The following is an 18,172-nucleotide window of genomic DNA, read 5'->3' on the forward strand; positions in this document are numbered from 1 at the left end:
AGTTCAGACGACCCGCTCGGCCGCCTCGACCACGTTGGTCATGAGCAGTGCCACGGTCATCGGTCCGACCCCGCCCGGGTTGGGCGAGAGGTATCCGGCGATCTCGGCCACGTCGGGGTGGACGTCTCCGAAGACGAGGCTCTTGCCGGTCTCCGGATCGCTTTCCCGCGTGACGCCGACGTCGAGCACCGCGGCACCGGGCTTCACGTCTTCCGCACGGATGAGGTGCTTGACCCCGGCGGCGGCGACGATCACGTCGGCTTCGCGCAGGTACCGCGGCATGTCGACGGTGCCGGTGTGTGTGAGCGTGACGGTGGCGTTGAGGTCGCGCCGCGTGAGCAGCAGCCCGATCGAACGGCCGATCGTGACCCCGCGTCCGACGACGACGACATGCTTTCCCTTGAGGTCGTAGTCGTTGCGCAGCAGCAGCTCGATCACGCCGCGCGGCGTGCACGGCAGCGGGGTGTGGATCGGGCTGTTCACGTTCAGCACGAGTCGCCCGAGGTTGGTCGGGTGCAGGCCGTCTGCATCCTTCGCGGGGTCGATCCGCTCGAGGATCGCATCGGTGTCGATGTGCTTCGGCAGCGGCAACTGCACGATGTAGCCGTGGCAGGCTGGGTCGGCGTTGAGCTCGTCGATCAGAGCCTCGACATCGGCCTGCGTGGCATCGTCGGGCAGCTCGCGCTGGATCGAGTTCATCCCGATGGCTTCGGACTGCCGGTGCTTCATGCCCACGTACAGCTGGGATGCGGGGTCGGCGCCCACGAGAACCGTGGCGATGCCCGGCGTGATGCCACGTTCCTTCAGCGCGGCGACCCGCTCGATCAGTTCGGCGCGGATCTCGGCGGCCGCCGCCTTGCCGTCGAGGACGACAGCGGTCACTGCTGCAGGTCCGGGTAGAGCGGGAACGCCGCGGCGAGCGCGTCGACGCGGGCACGCAGCGCGTCGAGATCAGCACCCTGAATCAGCGCGAGGGCGATGATGTCGGCGACCTCGGTGAACTCGGCGTCGCCGAAGCCGCGGGTGGCGAGCGCCGGCGTGCCGATGCGCAGCCCCGAGGTGACCATCGGCGGACGCGGGTCGTTCGGCACCGCGTTGCGGTTGACCGTGATGCGGATGTCGTGCAGCAGGTCTTCGGCCTGCTTGCCGTCGACCTGGGCGTCGCGCAGGTCGACCAGCACCAGGTGCACGTCGGTGCCGCCGGAGCGCACGCCGATGCCGGCATCCTTCACGTCCTGCTGTGAGAGACGCTCCGCGAGGAGGGCGGCGCCGCGCAGGGTGCGCTCCTGGCGCTCGGCGAACTCGGGTGTCGCGGCGAGCTTGAACGCGGTCGCCTTGGCGGCGATCACGTGCATGAGCGGTCCGCCCTGCTGGCCGGGGAACACGGCGGTGTTGATCTTCTTCGCGATGTCGGCGTCGTTCGTGAGGATGAAGCCCGAGCGCGGTCCGCCGATGGTCTTGTGCACGGTCGATGAGACGACGTGAGCGTGCGGTACCGGGTTCGGGTGCAGGCCGGCGGCGACGAGGCCGGCGAAGTGCGCCATGTCCACCCAGAGGAGCGCACCGACCTCGTCGGCGATCGCGCGGAAGGCCTCGAAGTCGAGCGTGCGAGGGTAGGCCGACCAGCCGGCGATGATGACCTTCGGCTTGTGCTGGATGGCGAGCTCGCGCACCTCGTCCATGTCGATGATCGAGGTCTCGGGGTCGACGCCGTAGGCGACGATGTCATAGAGACGGCCCGAGAAGTTGATCTTCATGCCGTGCGTGAGGTGCCCACCCTGGTCGAGCGAGAGACCCAGCAGCGTGTCGCCGGGGCGGGCGATCGCGTGCAGGACAGCGGCGTTCGCGGAGGCACCGGAGTGCGGCTGGACGTTGGCGAACTCGGCCCCGAAAAGGCTCTTCGCCCGCTCGATGGCCAGCGACTCGGCGACGTCGACCTCTTCGCAGCCGCCGTAGTACCGGCGGCCGGGGTAGCCCTCGGCGTACTTGTTGGTGAGCACGGAGCCCTGCGACTGCAGCACCGACACCGGGACGAAGTTCTCGGAGGCGATCATCTCGAGGAACGTCTGCTGACGCTTCAGCTCACGGTCGAGGACCTGAGCGATCTCGGGATCGACCTCGGAAAGCGGGGCGTTGAAGTAACGGTCGGTCATGGTGACATGCTCCTCTGACAACGGATTCGAAAGGGTGTACCGATCGGCCCAGGCGCGCGGTCGAATTCCGTGGTCAGTCGCTCCCCGGTGGTAGTCCACCCAGACGCCAGTTGCGACGGTTACGAGCATACCGGATCGTCGCTGCCGGCTGGGCCGCGAGAAAGCGCCACGGCATCATCCGACCGATACGACATGGACGTCGGCATGCGTGCCCGGCACCGTGGCGAGTTTGCGGTCGACGGTCAGCACCCGCGCCCCGAGCACCTCCCCCAGCACGAGGTACGCCGCGTCGTAAGCTGTGGCATTCATGGCGAGGTCGCCTATTCGCGACAGGAGCGGCGACACCGGGAACAGCACGAGTTCCATCCGCTGGAGCAGCGCGAGTTGCCCACGGAACTCGTCATCGTTCGCCAGACGGGCGAGACGCAGTCCACGAAGAGCGTTCGCGACTTCCGTCGGACCATGTGCGGGCATGGCCCAGTCACTATCGCCCAGCATGGCCTCCCGCACCTGGTCTCCCCGATCACCGAGGTCGGTGATCGCCTCGACCACGGCCGATGCATCGAGCACGATCATGATTCGACTGGCTTGCCCAGCGCATCGCCGATGCGTTCGTCTCGTTCGCCTCGGCCTTCGCGGATCAGCTCTACGATGCCGTCCGCGGATATCTCACCGGAGACCGGAATCGGTGCCATCGCACGCAGAAACTCACGGTTTCGCGACTTCCTCGCCTCGACTTCCAGGACTTCGCGGAGGAACACCTGCAGGGACTGCCCCCGCTCGCGCGCTGCCCGCACGAGGTCGTCTCTGATCGCGCCCGGCACGTCGCGGACTTGAATCGCCACCATGGGATCGAAGGTAGCATGCAGATCTGCATGCATACTGCTCGTTATCGACATGGCAGGAATGTAGCGCGCGGGAGGAAGCGCGACGCGCGTTGTCCACAGGCGCCGAGCGCGGTCTCCAGGACACCCCGCAGAATCGGCAGAATCGATTCGACTTCGCCCATTCCGCTGGCCGTTCCCGCCCGGTAGGTTTTGTTCATGGTCTTTACTCAAACCCTGCCGCTCGTTCCGGCTCCCGTGTCCGCCGTCGCACGGGAAGGACGGATGCCGGTCACCGCAGCGACGCGCGTGCAGGGCTCCTCCCCCGCCGCTGTACAGCTGATCGAAGCGGTCGCTCGCCGGACCGGCATCCGCCTTTCCGCGGCCGACACGGCTGATGCCGACATCGTCCTCCGCATCGATCCCGCTATGGGAGCCGCCGAAGGGTACGTCCTCACCGTCGCCGAAACGGCCGAGATCGTCGGCGCCGACGAGGCGGGCCTCTTCTACGGGGTGCAGACGCTGCTGCAGCTGCTGCGCGAAGACGAGAGCGGCTGGGGCTTCCTCCGCGCCGAGGTGCACGACGCCCCGCGCTTCCCCCGCCGCGGCGTGATGCTCGACGTCACCCGTCACTTCTTCGGCGTGGCCGATGTCAAGAAGTTCATCGACGCGACCAGCGCTCTCAAGTTCAACCAGCTGCACCTGCACCTGAGCGACGACCAGGGCTGGCGCGTGCACATCGACTCCTGGCCGAAGCTCACCGAGCTCTCGTCGTCGACGGCGGTCGACGGCGAGCCGGGCGGCTTCTACACGAAGGACGACTACCGCGAGATCGTCGCGTACGCCGCTTCCCGCCACATGCTCCTGATCCCCGAGATCGATCTGCCCGGCCACACCCACGCCATCGGCGTCGCGTACCCGGAGCTCGTCGAGTCGCCGGTGCTGAGCGAGGCGTTTCTCGCCGAATCGGCGAAGAACGGCCAGGCGCTCCCCGTTCACGGCGAGAGCTACCTGGGCACGGGCGTCGGCCACTCCAGCGTGCGGATCCACGAGGAGCGCACCTACGACTTCGTGCGCGACGTGGTCCGCGAACTCGCCGAGATGACGCCTGGACCGTACATCCACATCGGCGGAGACGAGTCGCTCGGCACGCCTCAGGCCGACTTCGACCTCTTCGCGGAACGCGCGACGGCCATCGTCGTCGAGGCGGGGAAGACACCGGTCGCGTGGCATGAGATGGGTTCGGCGGCGGGTATCGCCGAGGGGACGATCGGCCAGTACTGGGGGAAGACCACTCCGGAGGGCACGCACGCCGAGGAGGCTTCACACTTCGTCGAGCGCGGGGGTGCGCTGATCATGTCGGCCGCCGACGCGGCGTACCTCGACATGAAGTACTCCGAGGACTACCCGCTCGGCCTCACCTGGGCGGCGATCATCGACGTGCGCGCCGCCTACGAATGGGAGCCGACCGCCGTCCTCGACGTCCCGGACGCGGCGATCCTGGGCATCGAGGCGCCGCTCTGGGCGGAGACCACCCGGACGCTGAGCGACGTCGAGCGGCTGGTGTTCCCCCGCGCGGCTGCGCAGGCCGAGATCGGCTGGTCTCCGAGGAGCGCGCCCGAGCGGAACTGGGAGTCGTTCCGCGGCAGGCTCGGCACCCTGGCACCCCTGTGGAAGGCTGAGGGGGTCGATTTCCACCCCGCAGCCGAGGTTCCCTGGAGCGAACGTTGAGCATCCATTCCTCCTCGACCGGGTCGCTGGTCATCCACTCGGCCCGCATCGTGGACGAGGGCGAGATCGCCGAAGACGGGTGGGTCCGGGTCGAGGACGGCGTGGTCGTCGCGCGTGGTTCGGGCGACGACTGGACGCCGGCCGATCTAGTGATCGACGCGGCGGAGACCGCCGGACCGGGAGCTGTTCTCACACCCGGGTTCGTCGACATCCACGGCCATGGCGGCGCCGGCGCCGCATTCGACGACGGGGTGGAGGCGATCCGCACCGGGCGCGCCCTGCACCGGTCGCACGGTACGACGCGCGCGGTGATCTCGCTCGTCACCGCACCCCTCGACGACCTCGCCCGCAGCGTGGGCATGATCGCCGACCTGATGGAGACGGATGCCGACATCCTCGGCTCGCACCTGGAGGGACCCTTCCTCGACCCGGGCCATCACGGCGCACACGAGCCCTCACTGTTGCGCACCCCCGAGACCGACGACGTCGCGCGCCTGCTGAAAGCGGGCCGCGGCACGATCCGTCAGGTCACGATCGCCCCGGAACTGCCCGGTGGGCTCGACGCGATCCGACAGATCGTCGCCGCCGGTTCCGCGGCTGCCGTCGGCCACACCGACGCAGACGCCGCAATGGCGGTCGCCGCGTTCGAGGCCGGCGCCTCGATCCTCACCCACGCCTTCAACGCGATGCCCGGGATCCACCATCGCGCTCCCGGTCCGGTGCTCGCCGCCGCCGCAGACCACCGCGTGGTGCTCGAGGCGATCGCCGACGACGTGCATCTCGATCCGCACGTGGTCAAGCTCATCTTCGACTCGGCGCCTGGACGCGTGGCGCTGATCACCGATGCGATGGCCGCGGCAGGCAGCGCGGACGGCCACTACGACCTCGGCGCCGTGAGCGTCACCGTCGAGAACGGCGTGGCCCGAGCCGACGACACCGGATCCATCGCCGGATCGACCCTCACCCAGGATGTGGCGCTCCAGCGAGCGGTGCGCGCGGGTGCGTCGCTCCCCGAGGCAGTGCGCGCCCTCACCGAGACACCGGCCAGGGCGATCGGACGCGACGCGGTGCTCGGCAGCCTGCGTGCGGGGATGACCGCGGATGCGGTGCTGCTGGATGCGGAACTGCGCGTCGCGCGCGTGTGGGTGGGGCCCCGGCTGCCGTAAAGGAGCCGACCCTCGCGCGACGACGCGCAGCCCTGCGCTCTCCGGTACTGTTTCGGCGGTGCGAGCCGCTTCTCCCCAGATCGGCGACCTCTACCCGCTCACAGAGAGGGGGGCCGGGAACTCCTCCCCCGAGGCTCCCGACCCGCCCAGCCGATGCGATTGCCCCCGCATCAGCGCCTGAACTCCTCCCCCCGGGGGAGTTCGTATGGCTGTCTCTATGGGATGAGACGACGCCGCTGTCGTTTCATTACGCGAGTTCCCGGTTTTTCTTCGCACTTTCCGGAGCCAGTATCGATAAAGCGCTTCCGAACGGGAGTTTCCTGGGATTCATCTTTCCGATGAGACTTCCCGAGAAGGGTGGCCCCGGGAGCGATTTCAGGAGAGAATGGGAAAGACGCGTGATGAGAGTCGCTCTCGCGCGTCTCTTCCTGTGGAGGCGCTCCCGCGCCCCGGGACCGATGGATGAAAGTGCACCAGGACAACTCGATCTCCGAAGAACCGATCAGCGACGCCGACCTGATCCTCCGCACCCGCTCGGGTGACACGGAGGCATTCGGGGAACTCTGGCGACGCCACTACCCGTCCGGCCTCTCGGTCGCGCGCTCGGTGACCTCGTCGATCGATCCGGACGACCTCGTCCAGGAGTCCTACACGCGCATCTACCAGGCCATCATCAAGGGCGGCGGCCCCAACGGATCGTTCCGCGCGTACCTCTTCACGAGCATCCGCAACACTGCCGCGGTCTGGGGACGCTCCCGTCGCGAGACCGCGATCGACGAGCTCGACACGGTGGCCGATCCCGACAGCACCGATCAGGCCGCCAACGAGGCGCTCGACCGCAGCCTCACGGCTCAGGCCTTCCGCAGCCTCCCTTCCCGTTGGCAGGAGGTGCTCTGGTACACCGAGATCGAGCAGATGAAGCCGCAGGATGTGGCTCCGTTGCTCGGCATGAAGTCCGGAGCGGTGTCCCAGCTGGCATTCCGTGCCCGGGAAGGCCTCCGCGAGGCGTGGATCCAGGCGCACCTGCGCAGCGCGGCACCCGGCTCGGACTGTCAGTGGACCATCGAGCATCTCGGCGCATACTCGCGCGGTAACCTCGGCACCCGCGATCACAAGCGTCTCGAACTGCACCTCGACGAGTGCGCGCGATGCATGATCGTCGCCGCCGAGGCGAAGGACGTCTCCACCCGACTCGCCCTCGTGCTGCTCCCCCTCGTGCTCGGCGTGACCGGCGCGGCCGGATACCTGGCGACGTTGCAGGGCGGAGGCGCTCCCCTCGTGGCTCTCGCCGCCATGCCGAGTGACATCCCGAACGGTGTCTTCGCCGGTGACCTCGGAGCGGGTGCTGCCGCGGGCAGCGCCACCGCGTCGAGCACCGGTGCCGGGTCGGGCGGTGCTGCCGGTTCGGGCAGCGCGGCCCTCGTCGGGAGTGCCGGCGCCTCCGGCGGCATCCTCACCGGCATGGGAGCCCTCGTCGGCATCGGCTCCGCCGCACTGGTCGTCGCCGGCGTCGTCGCGGCCGCCACGATCATCCCCGGCCTCGCAGGCGTGGGGCCCACCGCCTCTCTGCCCAGCGCCGGAGACGTCGACTCCTCGTCGATCACCACCGACGTGGGTCCCGACGACTCGCTCGATCTGGAAGAGCCGATCATCATCGATGAACCGGTCGTCCAGCCGGAGCAGGAACCCGTCGTGCCGGTCGAGGAGGAGGCCGCGCCGCCGAGTCCGGAGCACACGGGTCCGGTCACCGCGCCCCCGACGATTCCCGCGGCGCCGGCTCCCCCGGTCGTGATCGATCCGGAAGAGCCCGGAACCGGAGAACCCGGCACCGGCGAACCCGGAACCGGAGAACCCGGCACCGGCGAACCCGGAACCGGAGAACCCGGCACCGGAGAGCCGGGAACGGGCGAACCAGGGACGGAAGAGCCCGGGACCGGCACCGGAGAGCCGTCGGATCCGACCGTTCCGCCCGTCTGGGCGACGGCCGACATCTGGATCGATACGAACCTCAAGACTCATTTCAGCGTGCCGATCACCGGTGCCCCGGGAACCACGGTGGAGGCGCTGCTCAACGACAGTGCTGACGGCGGCGGCCAGGTTGTCCTCGATGCCAACGGCGCCGGCATCATCGACCTCCGTCCTGACCTGGCTCAGATCCTCCGGTTGTCGACCACCAAGGTCACGTTCCGCTACGTGCTCGCCACCGGGCCTGGACCGTCCGTCGACACGACGCTTCGAGCGCTCAGCGGTGTCGACATCGATGCGCTCCTCGTCCTTGAGTCCGAGAGTGCGACGACCGACGACCCGGGAGTCCTCGCGGAGGCTGCGGACGACTCCGCTGTCGAGCCGACGCCTGCGCCGGCAGAGAAGGCCGTGCCGGCTGAGACGACGGCGCCCGCCGCGCCGGTAGCACCGGCTGAACCCGTGGCCCCGGCCGTACCGGCGCCTCCCGCGGAGCCTGCTCCGGTGGCGGCCCCGACCGCGCCCATCGACACGACTCCGGCCGCGACCGAGCCCGCACCTGCACCGGCCGAGGAGTCCGCGCCCGCCGAATAGACTGGATGCATGTCCCAGGATTCCGCACCCGTCCCCGGCGTCGCCCGTCCGGTCATCACCGTTCTCGATATCGTCCGCGTCGTGGTCCTGGTCGTCGCGGTGGCATCCCTCGTCCTCTGGGGTTTCGCCAGTTCGACCCTCCCCTGGAACCTGATCCTGGGCATCGGCGTTCCGATCGTCGTGATCCTGTTGTGGGCCGTCTTCCTCTCGCCCCGGCCGGTTCTCAGCGTCCACCCCTTCCTGCGCGCGGTCGTCGAGTTGTTCATCTACGTCGGTGTCACGATCGCATGGTGGTCGATGGGACAGGCGCTCATCGGTTCGGCCTTCGCGCTCGTGGCGATCGTCGCCGGCGTCCTCAGCGGCCGACGCGCACTCGCCTGAGCAGCGCATCATGAGCGCACTCCCGCTGCTGCAGCAGTCGCTCGGCGGCCTCGTCGACGTCAGCGTCGCCTCGCTCGAGGAGGCTCGTGCCGATCGCTCCGGTCACTCTGCGGTCGGCCGCCCCCTCGCCGTGGTGCACGCCGAGACCGTGGCGCACGTGCAGGAGACCATGCGCATCGCGACCGCGACCCGCACTCCGGTGGTCGTCCGCGGCGCGGGCACCGGCCTGGCGGGGGCGGCGAACGCCGGCGAAGGTGAGATCGTGCTCTCGACTCGCCGGATGACCGCTCTGCTCGAAGTGCGCCCGGACGATCTGCTCGCCGTGGTCGAACCCGGCATCCTGAACGCCGAACTCAACGCGCAGCTCGCCCCGCACGGCGTGTGGTGGGCGCCGGACCCGGCGAGCCGCGACATCTCGACGGTCGGCGGGAACATCGCAACCGGAGCCGGCGGGCTCCTGTGCGCGAAGTACGGCGTCGTCCGCGATGCGGTCCTCGGGGTCGACCTCGTGCTCGCCGACGGGCGACTGCTGCATCTCGGCCACCGCAGCGTCAAGGGCGTGACCGGCCTCGACCTCACCTCCCTGGTCATCGGCTCCGAGGGCACCCTGGGCGTCGTCGTCGGCGCGACCCTGAAGCTGCGCCGCCTCGTACCGGGCGACGTCTGCACCGTGACCGCCACGTTCCCCGGCGTGCGGGCGGCGGCCGCGGCATCCGCTGCCGTCACCGCCGCCGGCGTGCAGCCGGCCATCATGGAGCTGATGGATGCCGCGAGCCTCACTGCCGTGCACTCCCTTCTGTTGCTCCCCGCCCCCTCGCCGGGAGCGGCCCAGCTGACGATCCAGACCGACGGACCGGCCGCGGGTGTCGAAGCCGACACGATCGCCGGCATCCTGCGTGCGCACGAAGGTGTGGTCATCGTCACGCATGACGCCGAAGAGGGCGAGCGGCTCCTCGCGATCCGCCGCTCGATGCATCCGGCGATGGCCGCGCAGGGCACGACACTCATCGAAGACGTGTCCGTTCCGCGCAGCGCGATGCCGGCGATGTTCGACGAGATCTCTCGCATCGAGAAGCAGTTCGGCATCACAATCCCGACTGTCGCGCACGCCGGCGACGGCAACCTGCACCCGAACTTCCTGTTCGAGGGCGCCGACGTCCCGGCGCAGGTGTGGGAGGCCGCGGACGAGCTCTTCCGCGCGGCGATCCGGCTCGGCGGCACACTGACCGGCGAACACGGCATCGGCGTGCTCAAGCGCCGCTGGCTCGCCGCGGAGCTCGGTGACGATCAGTGGCAGCTGCAGCGCCAGATCACCGCCGTGTTCGATCCGCTCGGCATCCTCAATCCCGGAAAGGTGTTCGAGCCCGATGCCTGACATCCACGTGAGCGCGGCGGTGATCGTCGACGACGACGGACGCGTGCTCGTGGTCCGCAAGCAGGGGACGACGCGGTTCATGCAACCGGGCGGCAAGCCGGAGGCCGGAGAATCGGCGGCGCAGACGCTGATCCGGGAGTTGAACGAGGAGCTCGGACTGCACCTCATGGAGGCCGACCTCCGACCGCTCGGCACCTTCGTCTCGGAGGCGGCCAACGAACCGGGTCATCGGGTCGTCGCCGAGGCATTCGCGACGTCGATCGATCCCGCCCTCGCGACAGCGCAGGCCGAACTCGCGGAGCTCCGCTGGATCACGCCGTCGGATGTCGCCACGCTGCCGTTGGCGCCGCTGAGCCTCGAGCACCTGCTGCCCCTCGCCTGGCCGGCACCGACGCGCTGAGCGCTCGCTTCCAGCATGGCGCGACGCTGTGGAGGCTCAGATGCCCTGCCAGTCCGGCTTGTTGGCGAACGTGTAGCGGTAGTAGTCGGCGAGGCGCAGGTGCGACGCCGCAGCCTCGTCGACGACGACGGTCGCGTGCGGATGCAGCTGGATGGCAGATCCCGGAAGGAACGCGGTGAGCGGCCCCTCGACGGCGTCCGCGACCGCCTGGGCCTTGCCTGCACCGAAAGCGAGCAGCACGAGATGCCGAGCCTTCAGGATCGTTCCCAGGCCCTGCGTGATGCAGTGCCTCGGCACATCGTCGATCGAGTCGAAGAAGCGGGCGTTGTCCTCGCGGGTCTGCTCGGTCAAGGTCTTCACCCTGGTCTGCGAGGCGAACGACGAACCCGGCTCGTTGAAGCCGATGTGGCCGTCCGTGCCGATGCCGAGAAGCTGCAGGTCGACACCACCGGCGGCCGCGATCGCCGCCTCGTAGTCGTCGCCGGCGTGCGGGATCGTCGCGACCGCACCGTTGGGCACGCGGATGCGCTGCGGGTCGAGGCCGAGCGGCTCGACGACCTCGCGGGTGATCACCGAGCGGTAGCTCTCCGGATGGGTGGGATCGATGCCGACGTACTCGTCGAGCGCGAACCCGCGCACCTGGGACACGTCATGGCCGGCGAGTCGCGTGCGCAGCGCCAGGTAGACCGGCAGCGGCGTCGAGCCCGTGGCGAGGCCGAGAACGGCGTCGGGACGGCGCTCGATCAACTCGACGATCTCGGAGGCGACCAGGTCACCCGCGGCTTGCGCGTTCTCGACGATGACGACCTCAGCCATGGGTGACGATCTCCTTCTCAGAAACGGATGCGCCGACGAGTGCGGCACCGAACGCGGCGGCGGGTGATCCGGCACCGAGCATCTCGATCCTCTCATCGAGGCGGAGCGACCGCATGAACGGCGATGCCTCAGCGCCCGTATGCAGCGCGGCCCGGATGCCGTCCACCAGGCGTCCGCCGAGAGCGGTGAGCCCTCCGCCGATCACCACCGTCTCGACGTCGGCAGAGAGCACGAGGATACGGACCGCCGCAGCGGCGCCGTGGTACAGGTCGTCGCGCAGTGCGAGCGCCACCACGTCGCCGGCATCCGCCGCGTCGAGGATGTCTCTGACCGGGAGAGCACCGGGGCGTCCCCAGGCCCTGGCGAGCGCACCGCCACCGCAGAACGTCTCCACGCAGCCCCGCTGACCACAGCCGCACAGACGGCCGTGCGGGTCGACGGAGATGTGACCGACCTCTCCGGCGGTGCCGCGCGCGCCTCGCCAGATGCGGCCGTCGATCACGATGCCGGCGGCGACTCCGGTGCCGAGGTTGAGGTAGGCCATCGACCCTGCCACTCCGCTGAGGACCGCGGCGCCGAGGGCTGCGGCCTTCACATCGTTCTCGACACGGAACGGCACACCCAGCATCTGCGAGGCCCGGGACGCGAGATCGAGCGATTCGACGCCGAGGTTGACCGCATGATCGACCCGGCCGGTCTCCACGTCGACGAGACCGGGGATTCCGATGCCGACCGAGGCGACGTCGTCGAGCGAGAAGCCGGTCTCGTCGGCGAGGGCACTGACCGCCATCACGATGCTCTCGACCACGGCTTCGTCGCCCCAGCCGGTCGACCGGCGGAGACGGCCGAGGATCTCATTCGTGCGCGACACGGCGACGGCGTCGATCTTCGTCCCGCCGACGTCCAGGCCCACTCGAATCGGCCGACCGTCGCGGTCGGCCGACGCGGCACCCGTCATCGGGGGTCGCTCGCGTGTGTCGTGGCCGCGGCGCTGGTCACGACACTCCCAGTTGTCCGGACAGCACCATCACCGCGGCTCCGCGCAGGACGATGTCGTCCTGGTGGGTGCGGCGCACCACGACGTCTTCGAAGACTCCCTCGAGCGTGCGCGCATGCAATGTCTCGATCGCGGCGTCGATCAGGATCCCGTCCAGCAGATCGGCAGGGCCGGACAGCACCACCTCGGAGAGGTCGAGCGCTGCGACGATCGGCGCGATGGCGATCGCCATCCGCGTCCCCGAGTCGCGAAGGATCTCGTCGTGCGCTTCGGGGTCGGCGGCGAGCGCCTCCCGCATCCGGCTCACGCTGAGCCAGGCCTCGAGGCACCCGTCCTTGCCGCAGGCGCAGCGGGGTCCGCCGTCGGTTCCGACGACCACGTGCCCGATCTCCCCGGCCGCGAAGCGGCTGCCGAGGAGGGGCTGGCTGCCGGTGATCAGCCCGGCTCCGACGCCGCGCCCCAGTTTGATCAGCATGAAGTCGGCCTTGGCGTCGCCGAACGTGTACTCGGCCAGGACCGCGGCGTTTGCGTCGTTGCGCGCCAGGACGGGCAGGTCGAGGTCGGCGCTCAGCTTGGCCTCGAGCGGGAAGTTGGACCAGCCCAGGTTGGGCGAGCTGAGGACGAGCCCGTCCGGTCGCACGACGCCGGGCGTGCCGATGCCCACGCCGAGCAGCGGCTGAGTCGACGCCTCGACCAGGCTGCGCGCGAGGTCGAGCGTCGCCGCGTACACCGCCTCGCCGTCGGGAGAGTCGGGACGGGTGACCTCGCGCCGTTCCAGGACATCGCCGTCGAGGCTCAACACGGCACCTTCGAAGGCGCTCGGACCGGAGAGGTCGAGCCCGAGGATCTGATGCCCGATCCGGTCGATGTCGATCAGGATCGGCGGTTTTCCGGGACCGACGGCCTCGCGCACGCCCATCTCGATGACGATCCCGTCGGCGATGAACTCGGCGACGAGGTCGGAGATCGTGACCCTGGTCAGACCGGTCTCCCGGGAGAGGTCGGCTCGGCTCATGGCCCCCGCGTGATAGAGGGTCTGCAGCACGAGCGCGCGGTTGTGCCCGCGTGCGTGCTCCGGGAGCACCTTCGAACGGGAGCGCAGGTGACGTCCGGGGCCGAACGCGTGCGCGCTGGCACCGCCCCCGTACTCTGACGGCGACGCGGCGCGCTGATCATCCGAAACGGACATGTTTGTTAGTAGACCTTACGAACAAAATTTGTGCAAGCTCTGCCCCGCGCCGATCGGCGAGGGTTACCGAAACGTTACATTACTCTCGAGCAGCATCGACGGGCGCATTCGCCCGCTCGATCAACCGGGTGACGAGGCCGGCCACGATCTTCTCTCGCGCCTCGACCGTGAGCGGCTTGCCGGGGACGCCGGGGCAGCGCTGCCACGGCGCGGGACCGTCGAGGGGACGATACCGCACCCCCGCAGACGCGAGGCGGCGCAGGTGGGTCGGCAGACGCCGCCCGAAGTCCGTGTGAACGCCTCCGGTTCCCCGCCCTCCCACAGCCTCTCCGCGATGGCCGCCAGCCGCGGGAACATCGCGAAGTCGACCCGGTCTCGGGTGGGCAGGTGCTCGCTCCACACGTTCGCCTGACCGCCGACCGCCCCCTCCTCCACACGGAGCGTGTAGACGCGTTCGACGCTGAGCGGAGGCCCGACGCGGATGGGTTCCTCCGTCGACTCCGACTGCGGATAGTCGAGGTACGCCTCGAGATCAGGGCACGCCACCACCTCGATGCCGCGACGCAGGGCCTCTCGCATGGCCACAGGGCCGCGCCAGGCGAGGATGCGCACCCCGTCGGGGACCTCTCCCTCGAGCACCTCGTCCCAGGCGAGCGCTGACCGGCCGCGGCTACGCACATGCGCGGCGAAGTGCGCCGTGAACCACGGCTGCACGTCGTGGGGCCCGCCGAGACCCAGGTCCCGCATCCGCTCGGCGGTGGCGACGCTCTCGGCCCACTCGGTGACGGGCACCTCGTCGCCGCCGATGCCGATCCACGGCGAATCGAACATGTCGCACAGGGCATCGATGGCCGCGCGGCCGAAGTCGAGCGAGGCCTCAGTCGGCGCGAGAGTGCGGGGATTCACCCCGAAGCGCTCCCAGGGGGCGGTGACCGGCTCTCCGACATCGAGGTTGCCCAACTCGGGATAGGCCGCGAGGGCCGCCTGGATGTGTCCGGGCAGCTCCACCTCCGGCACGAGGGTGACGCACCGCTCGGCGGCGTAGGCCACGAGGCCGCGCAGCTCCTCCGTCGTGTAGAAGCCTTCGTGGACGCCCGGCTCCACGGTCGACAGCGGTCCGTGACCGCGCTGCGTGGCCTCACGACGCGACCCCACCTCAGTGAGCCGCGGGTAGCCGGGCACTTCGAAGCGCCAGCCCTGATCGTCGGTGAGGTGCAGGTGCAGCACGTTGAGGTGGTGATCGGCGAGCAGATCGATCAGGCGGCGCACCTCGTCGACGGGGCGGAAATGTCGCGCCACGTCGAGCATCACGCCGCGCCAGGAATAGGCGGGCGCGCCGGCCCACACCCCGGCGGGCAGGAGCGCGGTCTGGGCCTCCGGGTCGCGGAGCTGACGCAGGGTGGTGCTCGCGCGGAACACCCCGGCTGCCGTCGCCCCGCGCAGCTCGATGCCGTCGGCGGCGACCGTCAGCCGGAAGGCCTCGTCGCCGATGCGCCCGGCGGCCGTGAACTCATCCGCGAGTTGCGGGTCGATGACGAGGCGGATCGGCGGCCGTCCGTCATCCGCAGCACCCCCGTCGAGCCTCGCGACAGACGCCGCGAGCCGTGACGCGTCGAGTCCCGACTCCACGATGACCGGCGTCTCTCGGGTCCATGTGAATCCGGGAGCCGCCGGGTCGATCTGCGCGTCGATACGCGGCACGGTCGCCCGGTGCGCCGGTGGCGGCATCCGCAGCGCTCGTCCCGGTGTGGCCCCGATGACCGCACCGGCGGACACCACCGGTACGCCGCCCACCAGCACCTCGACGATTCCGACCGGCGCCTCCAGCGGCTGTTCGAACGTCGCACCGGCGGCGATCGTCTTCGGGTCGAACAGCACGAGGTCGGCGGTGGCGCCCTCACGGATCACGCCGCGCGGCGCATCGCCGCGGTCGAGCCCCAGCCGCGCAGCCGGGGTGCCCGCCAGATGCCGCACCGCCTCCTCGAGGGTGAGGATGCCGAGCTCGCGCACGTAGTGCCCGAGATAACGGGGGAATGTGCCGCGGCCCCGCGGGTGCGGTCGCGCGCCGATCAGGATCCCGTCGCTTCCGCCGGTGTGACGCGGATGCCGCATGATCGCGCGCACGTTGTCCTCGTCGCCGATGTGCATCAGGATGCCGGTGGCCCCGGCATCCGCGATGATCGTGTCGAGCACCACGTCGACGGCGCGACGTCCTTCGTCGATCTCGATCTCGGCCACGGTGCGCCCGACCAGCGAGGCGAGTGCGGGGTTCGCGGTGCCGGAGATCTGGATCGCCGACCAGTCCGCCTTCTCACCGTGGAATCCGTCGCAGCCGATCTCCTCGAGCTCTACCCGCACGGCCTCCCGGCCGTCGGCGTCGAGCTCCGAGAGCGTGCGCAGCAGATCCCCCGATGCGGCGAGCCGGCTCGGGAGCAGCGCCGCGAGCGTGGTCGCGCCGGGGAGGTACGGGTAGGTGTCGAGCGTGACGTCGACGCCGTCGGCGATCGCCTCGTCGACGAGCGCGAGCAGTTCGCCCGCCCGCCCTCGGTTGGGAGCGAAGTTCATCGTGGCATGGGTCAGATGGATCGGGCATCCGGTGCGCCGCCCGATGTCGAGGACCTCGCGATAGGCGTTGAGCGCTCCCCCGCCGTAGCTGCGCGTGTGCGGCGCCCAGTAGCCGCCGCGTTCTGCGACAACTCGGCAGAGCGCCTCGAGCTCCGCGACGTCGGCGTACATGCCCGGTGTGTAGGTGAGACCGCTCGACAGCCCGAACGCGCCGGCATCCAGGGCAGCGGCGAGCAGCCGGGCCATCGACGACACCTCCGCCGTCGTCGCACGGCGGTTCGCATGTCCGACGACCATCATCCGCAGGTTCCCCTGCGGCACGAGCACTGCCGCGTTCGCGACGGCGGAGGCATCGATCGCCTCGAGGAGGTCGCTCATTGTGCGCCACGGGGCCGCATCCGGCAGCCCGTTCCACCCGGCGATCTGCGCCGGGATCACGGCGGCGGTCGCATCGTCGAGCGGTGCGTACCCGAGCCCGTCCTGCCCGAGCACCTCGGTCGTGACGCCCTGCAGGATCTTCGCGTCGTGCGCGGACCCCTTCAGCACCGCCAACTCGCTGTGCGCGTGCATGTCGATGAAGCCGGGCGACAGGACGAGACCGGCCGCATCCACGTTCACGGCGCCCTCCGGCAGCTCGAGGTCGACGGCATCGGGGTCGTCGGGCCGCAGGATCGCGACGATGCGCGCACCTTCCACCGCGACATCGGCCGTATACCGCGGCCCACCCGTGCCGTCCACGACGGTCGCACCGCGGTAGACCCGCACTCGTCCAGCAGCCGCCTTCTCGGCGCTCAGAAGCATGTGGCGACGGCCCCGATCACGCGCGGGTCGGCGGCATCGGGATCGTCGATCACCGCCACCACCCGCCACTTGTCGAAAGCCGTGCACGGGTGCGAGAGGCCGAGACGAACGACCTCTCCGACACGGACATCGGCGCCCTCGGCGAGGCGGAGAAAGGCGTGCTGATCGTTGAGCGCTGTGATCTCGCCCTCGACCGACTGCGGGGTCGGAAGGCCGAGGTCGAACGGCACGTCGCGACGACCGGCGTCGAGCAGCGCGAGCCCGGGCTCCGGCTGTGACACGACGCGTGCCCAGGCGTGCATCGCGGAGCGCAGCGGCGCCGTCCCGGTCAGCGGGCCGAACGGCGACATCCGACTGTAGAACCCGTCGTCGTGGATCTGGAAGGCCCCCGAACGCAGCACCACGTCGGCGTCAGCACCCCGCCGCAGCACCGCGGCCGCACGATCGGGGAAGGCGCTTCCGCCCGCGCTGAGGATGGGCCGGATGCCGTGGGGATAGGCCAGACGCCCATGCAGCTCCACGATGGTCTCCAAGAATTCGTCGACCGCCGCAACCGAGGCGTCGGAGCGGTCGGGACCGAACGGCCCCTCGTAGCCCGCGACGCCGGCGAGACGCAGTCCCGGGGCCGCCGAGATCGCCTCGGCGATCCGCTCGCCCTCGTCGATCGATCGGGCGCCGGTGCGCCCCTCCGCTCCGCCGAGCTCGACGAGGACGTCCAGCGGCCGGGTGGCGCCCGCCGACGCTCGAGCGAGGATCTCCACGCCGGCCGCCGAGTCCGCCCAGCAGAGGATCCGCAGACCGTCATCGCCCGCCAGGAGTTCGCCGAGGTGCCGGGCAGCGGCTTCGTCGGTCACGGAGTTCGCGATCAGCACCGTGCGGACCCCGGACTCGACCGCGACCTCGGCCTGCCACGGCGTCGCCACCGAGATGCCCCAGGCACCGGCGTCGAGAAGGCGCTGCCAGAGGGCAGGGGCCATCGTCGTCTTGCCGTGCGGCGCGAGCAGCACTCCCCCGTCGCGGGCCCAGGCGAAGACGGTCTCCTCGTTGTGGTCGAGCGCGGACTGCTGCACCGTCATGACCGGCGTCACCAGGTCGGAGAGACGCAGATCGGCGCCGGCGACCTCGGACAGCCGGAGGCCGGAAGCGCGGGCCGGGAAGCCCTTCGCCCAGGCGCCGAGAACCGGGTCCGGAATTTGTAGAGGCACCTAACAAGGCTAC

Annotated in this window: 15 protein-coding genes and 1 riboswitch; of the genes, 6 read left to right on the forward strand and 9 right to left on the reverse strand. The window is 70.1% G+C overall.

What is annotated here, in order from left to right; translation table 11 throughout:
* Positions 1 to 3: 3 nt before the first annotated feature.
* The 4 genes from QFZ21_RS06040 to QFZ21_RS06055 all read right to left on the reverse strand — a co-directional run bounded on the left by QFZ21_RS06040 (position 4) and on the right by QFZ21_RS06055 (position 3,052).
* Positions 4 to 882, reverse strand: coding sequence for a bifunctional methylenetetrahydrofolate dehydrogenase/methenyltetrahydrofolate cyclohydrolase (locus QFZ21_RS06040; RefSeq protein ID WP_307375459.1), 879 nt, complete (start codon positions 880 to 882; stop codon positions 4 to 6).
* Positions 879 to 2,153, reverse strand: a complete 1,275-nt coding sequence (gene glyA, locus QFZ21_RS06045) for a serine hydroxymethyltransferase (protein WP_307375462.1) — start codon at positions 2,151 to 2,153, stop codon at positions 879 to 881. Before glyA ends, QFZ21_RS06040 begins: the two co-directional genes overlap by 4 nt.
* A gap of 39 nt (positions 2,154 to 2,192) precedes the next feature.
* Positions 2,193 to 2,277: riboswitch (ZMP/ZTP riboswitch) on the reverse strand.
* Positions 2,278 to 2,327: 50 nt separating this feature from the next.
* Positions 2,328 to 2,723 carry a type II toxin-antitoxin system VapC family toxin gene (locus QFZ21_RS06050; RefSeq protein WP_307375464.1) on the reverse strand — a complete coding sequence of 132 codons (396 nt, stop codon included), beginning with the start codon at positions 2,721 to 2,723 and terminating at the stop codon, positions 2,328 to 2,330.
* Between the two features lie 2 nt (positions 2,724 to 2,725).
* Positions 2,726 to 3,052 (reverse strand): hypothetical protein, encoded by a 327-nt coding sequence (locus tag QFZ21_RS06055; protein ID WP_307375468.1) that lies wholly within the window; start codon positions 3,050 to 3,052, stop codon positions 2,726 to 2,728.
* 144 nt (positions 3,053 to 3,196) lie between these two features.
* Here QFZ21_RS06055 and QFZ21_RS06060 point away from each other — a divergent pair, with 144 nt between their 5' ends.
* From QFZ21_RS06060 to QFZ21_RS06085, 6 genes are all read left to right on the forward strand, one after another.
* Positions 3,197 to 4,708 carry a family 20 glycosylhydrolase gene (locus QFZ21_RS06060; protein WP_307375469.1) on the forward strand — a complete coding sequence of 504 codons (1,512 nt, stop codon included), beginning with the start codon at positions 3,197 to 3,199 and terminating at the stop codon, positions 4,706 to 4,708.
* A complete protein-coding gene (nagA, locus tag QFZ21_RS06065; protein ID WP_307375470.1) occupies positions 4,705 to 5,874 on the forward strand; it encodes an N-acetylglucosamine-6-phosphate deacetylase in 1,170 nt (389 codons plus the stop codon). Before QFZ21_RS06060 ends, nagA begins: the two co-directional genes overlap by 4 nt.
* Positions 5,875 to 6,336: 462 nt before the next feature.
* The gene (locus QFZ21_RS06070; RefSeq protein ID WP_307375472.1) at positions 6,337 to 8,430 is read left to right on the forward strand and encodes a sigma-70 family RNA polymerase sigma factor; all 2,094 of its coding nucleotides are present in this window, start codon (positions 6,337 to 6,339) and stop codon (positions 8,428 to 8,430) included.
* Between the two features lie 9 nt (positions 8,431 to 8,439).
* Positions 8,440 to 8,811: a YrdB family protein gene (locus tag QFZ21_RS06075; protein ID WP_307375474.1), complete on the forward strand. Its 372-nt coding sequence runs from the start codon at positions 8,440 to 8,442 to the stop codon at positions 8,809 to 8,811.
* A 10-nt stretch (positions 8,812 to 8,821) separates the two neighbouring features.
* Positions 8,822 to 10,186 (forward strand): FAD-binding oxidoreductase, encoded by a 1,365-nt coding sequence (locus QFZ21_RS06080; protein ID WP_307375478.1) that lies wholly within the window; start codon positions 8,822 to 8,824, stop codon positions 10,184 to 10,186.
* Entirely contained in the window at positions 10,179 to 10,586 is a 408-nt protein-coding gene (locus QFZ21_RS06085) for an NUDIX domain-containing protein (protein WP_307375484.1), read from the forward strand. Before QFZ21_RS06080 ends, QFZ21_RS06085 begins: the two co-directional genes overlap by 8 nt.
* A 36-nt stretch (positions 10,587 to 10,622) precedes the next feature.
* Here QFZ21_RS06085 and QFZ21_RS06090 read toward each other — a convergent pair whose 3' ends face one another.
* The 5 genes from QFZ21_RS06090 to QFZ21_RS06110 all read right to left on the reverse strand — a co-directional run bounded on the left by QFZ21_RS06090 (position 10,623) and on the right by QFZ21_RS06110 (position 18,159).
* Positions 10,623 to 11,402, reverse strand: a complete 780-nt coding sequence (locus QFZ21_RS06090; protein ID WP_307375486.1) for a glucosamine-6-phosphate deaminase — start codon at positions 11,400 to 11,402, stop codon at positions 10,623 to 10,625.
* The gene (locus QFZ21_RS06095; RefSeq protein WP_307375488.1) at positions 11,395 to 12,360 is read right to left on the reverse strand and encodes an ROK family protein; all 966 of its coding nucleotides are present in this window, start codon (positions 12,358 to 12,360) and stop codon (positions 11,395 to 11,397) included. The genes QFZ21_RS06090 and QFZ21_RS06095 overlap by 8 nt, the downstream gene beginning before the upstream one ends.
* Before the next feature lie 37 nt (positions 12,361 to 12,397).
* On the reverse strand, positions 12,398 to 13,588 hold the full coding sequence (locus tag QFZ21_RS06100; protein ID WP_307375491.1) for an ROK family transcriptional regulator: 1,191 nt from the start codon (positions 13,586 to 13,588) through the stop codon (positions 12,398 to 12,400).
* A gap of 120 nt (positions 13,589 to 13,708) precedes the next feature.
* Entirely contained in the window at positions 13,709 to 16,954 is a 3,246-nt protein-coding gene (locus tag QFZ21_RS06105; protein WP_307375493.1) for a family 20 glycosylhydrolase, read from the reverse strand.
* Positions 16,945 to 18,159, reverse strand: coding sequence for an alanine racemase (locus QFZ21_RS06110; RefSeq protein WP_307375496.1), 1,215 nt, complete (start codon positions 18,157 to 18,159; stop codon positions 16,945 to 16,947). The genes QFZ21_RS06105 and QFZ21_RS06110 overlap by 10 nt, the downstream gene beginning before the upstream one ends.
* Positions 18,160 to 18,172 lie beyond the last annotated feature (13 nt).

Source organism: Microbacterium sp. W4I20 (assembly GCF_030816505.1).
Lineage (GTDB): Bacteria > Actinomycetota > Actinomycetes > Actinomycetales > Microbacteriaceae > Microbacterium.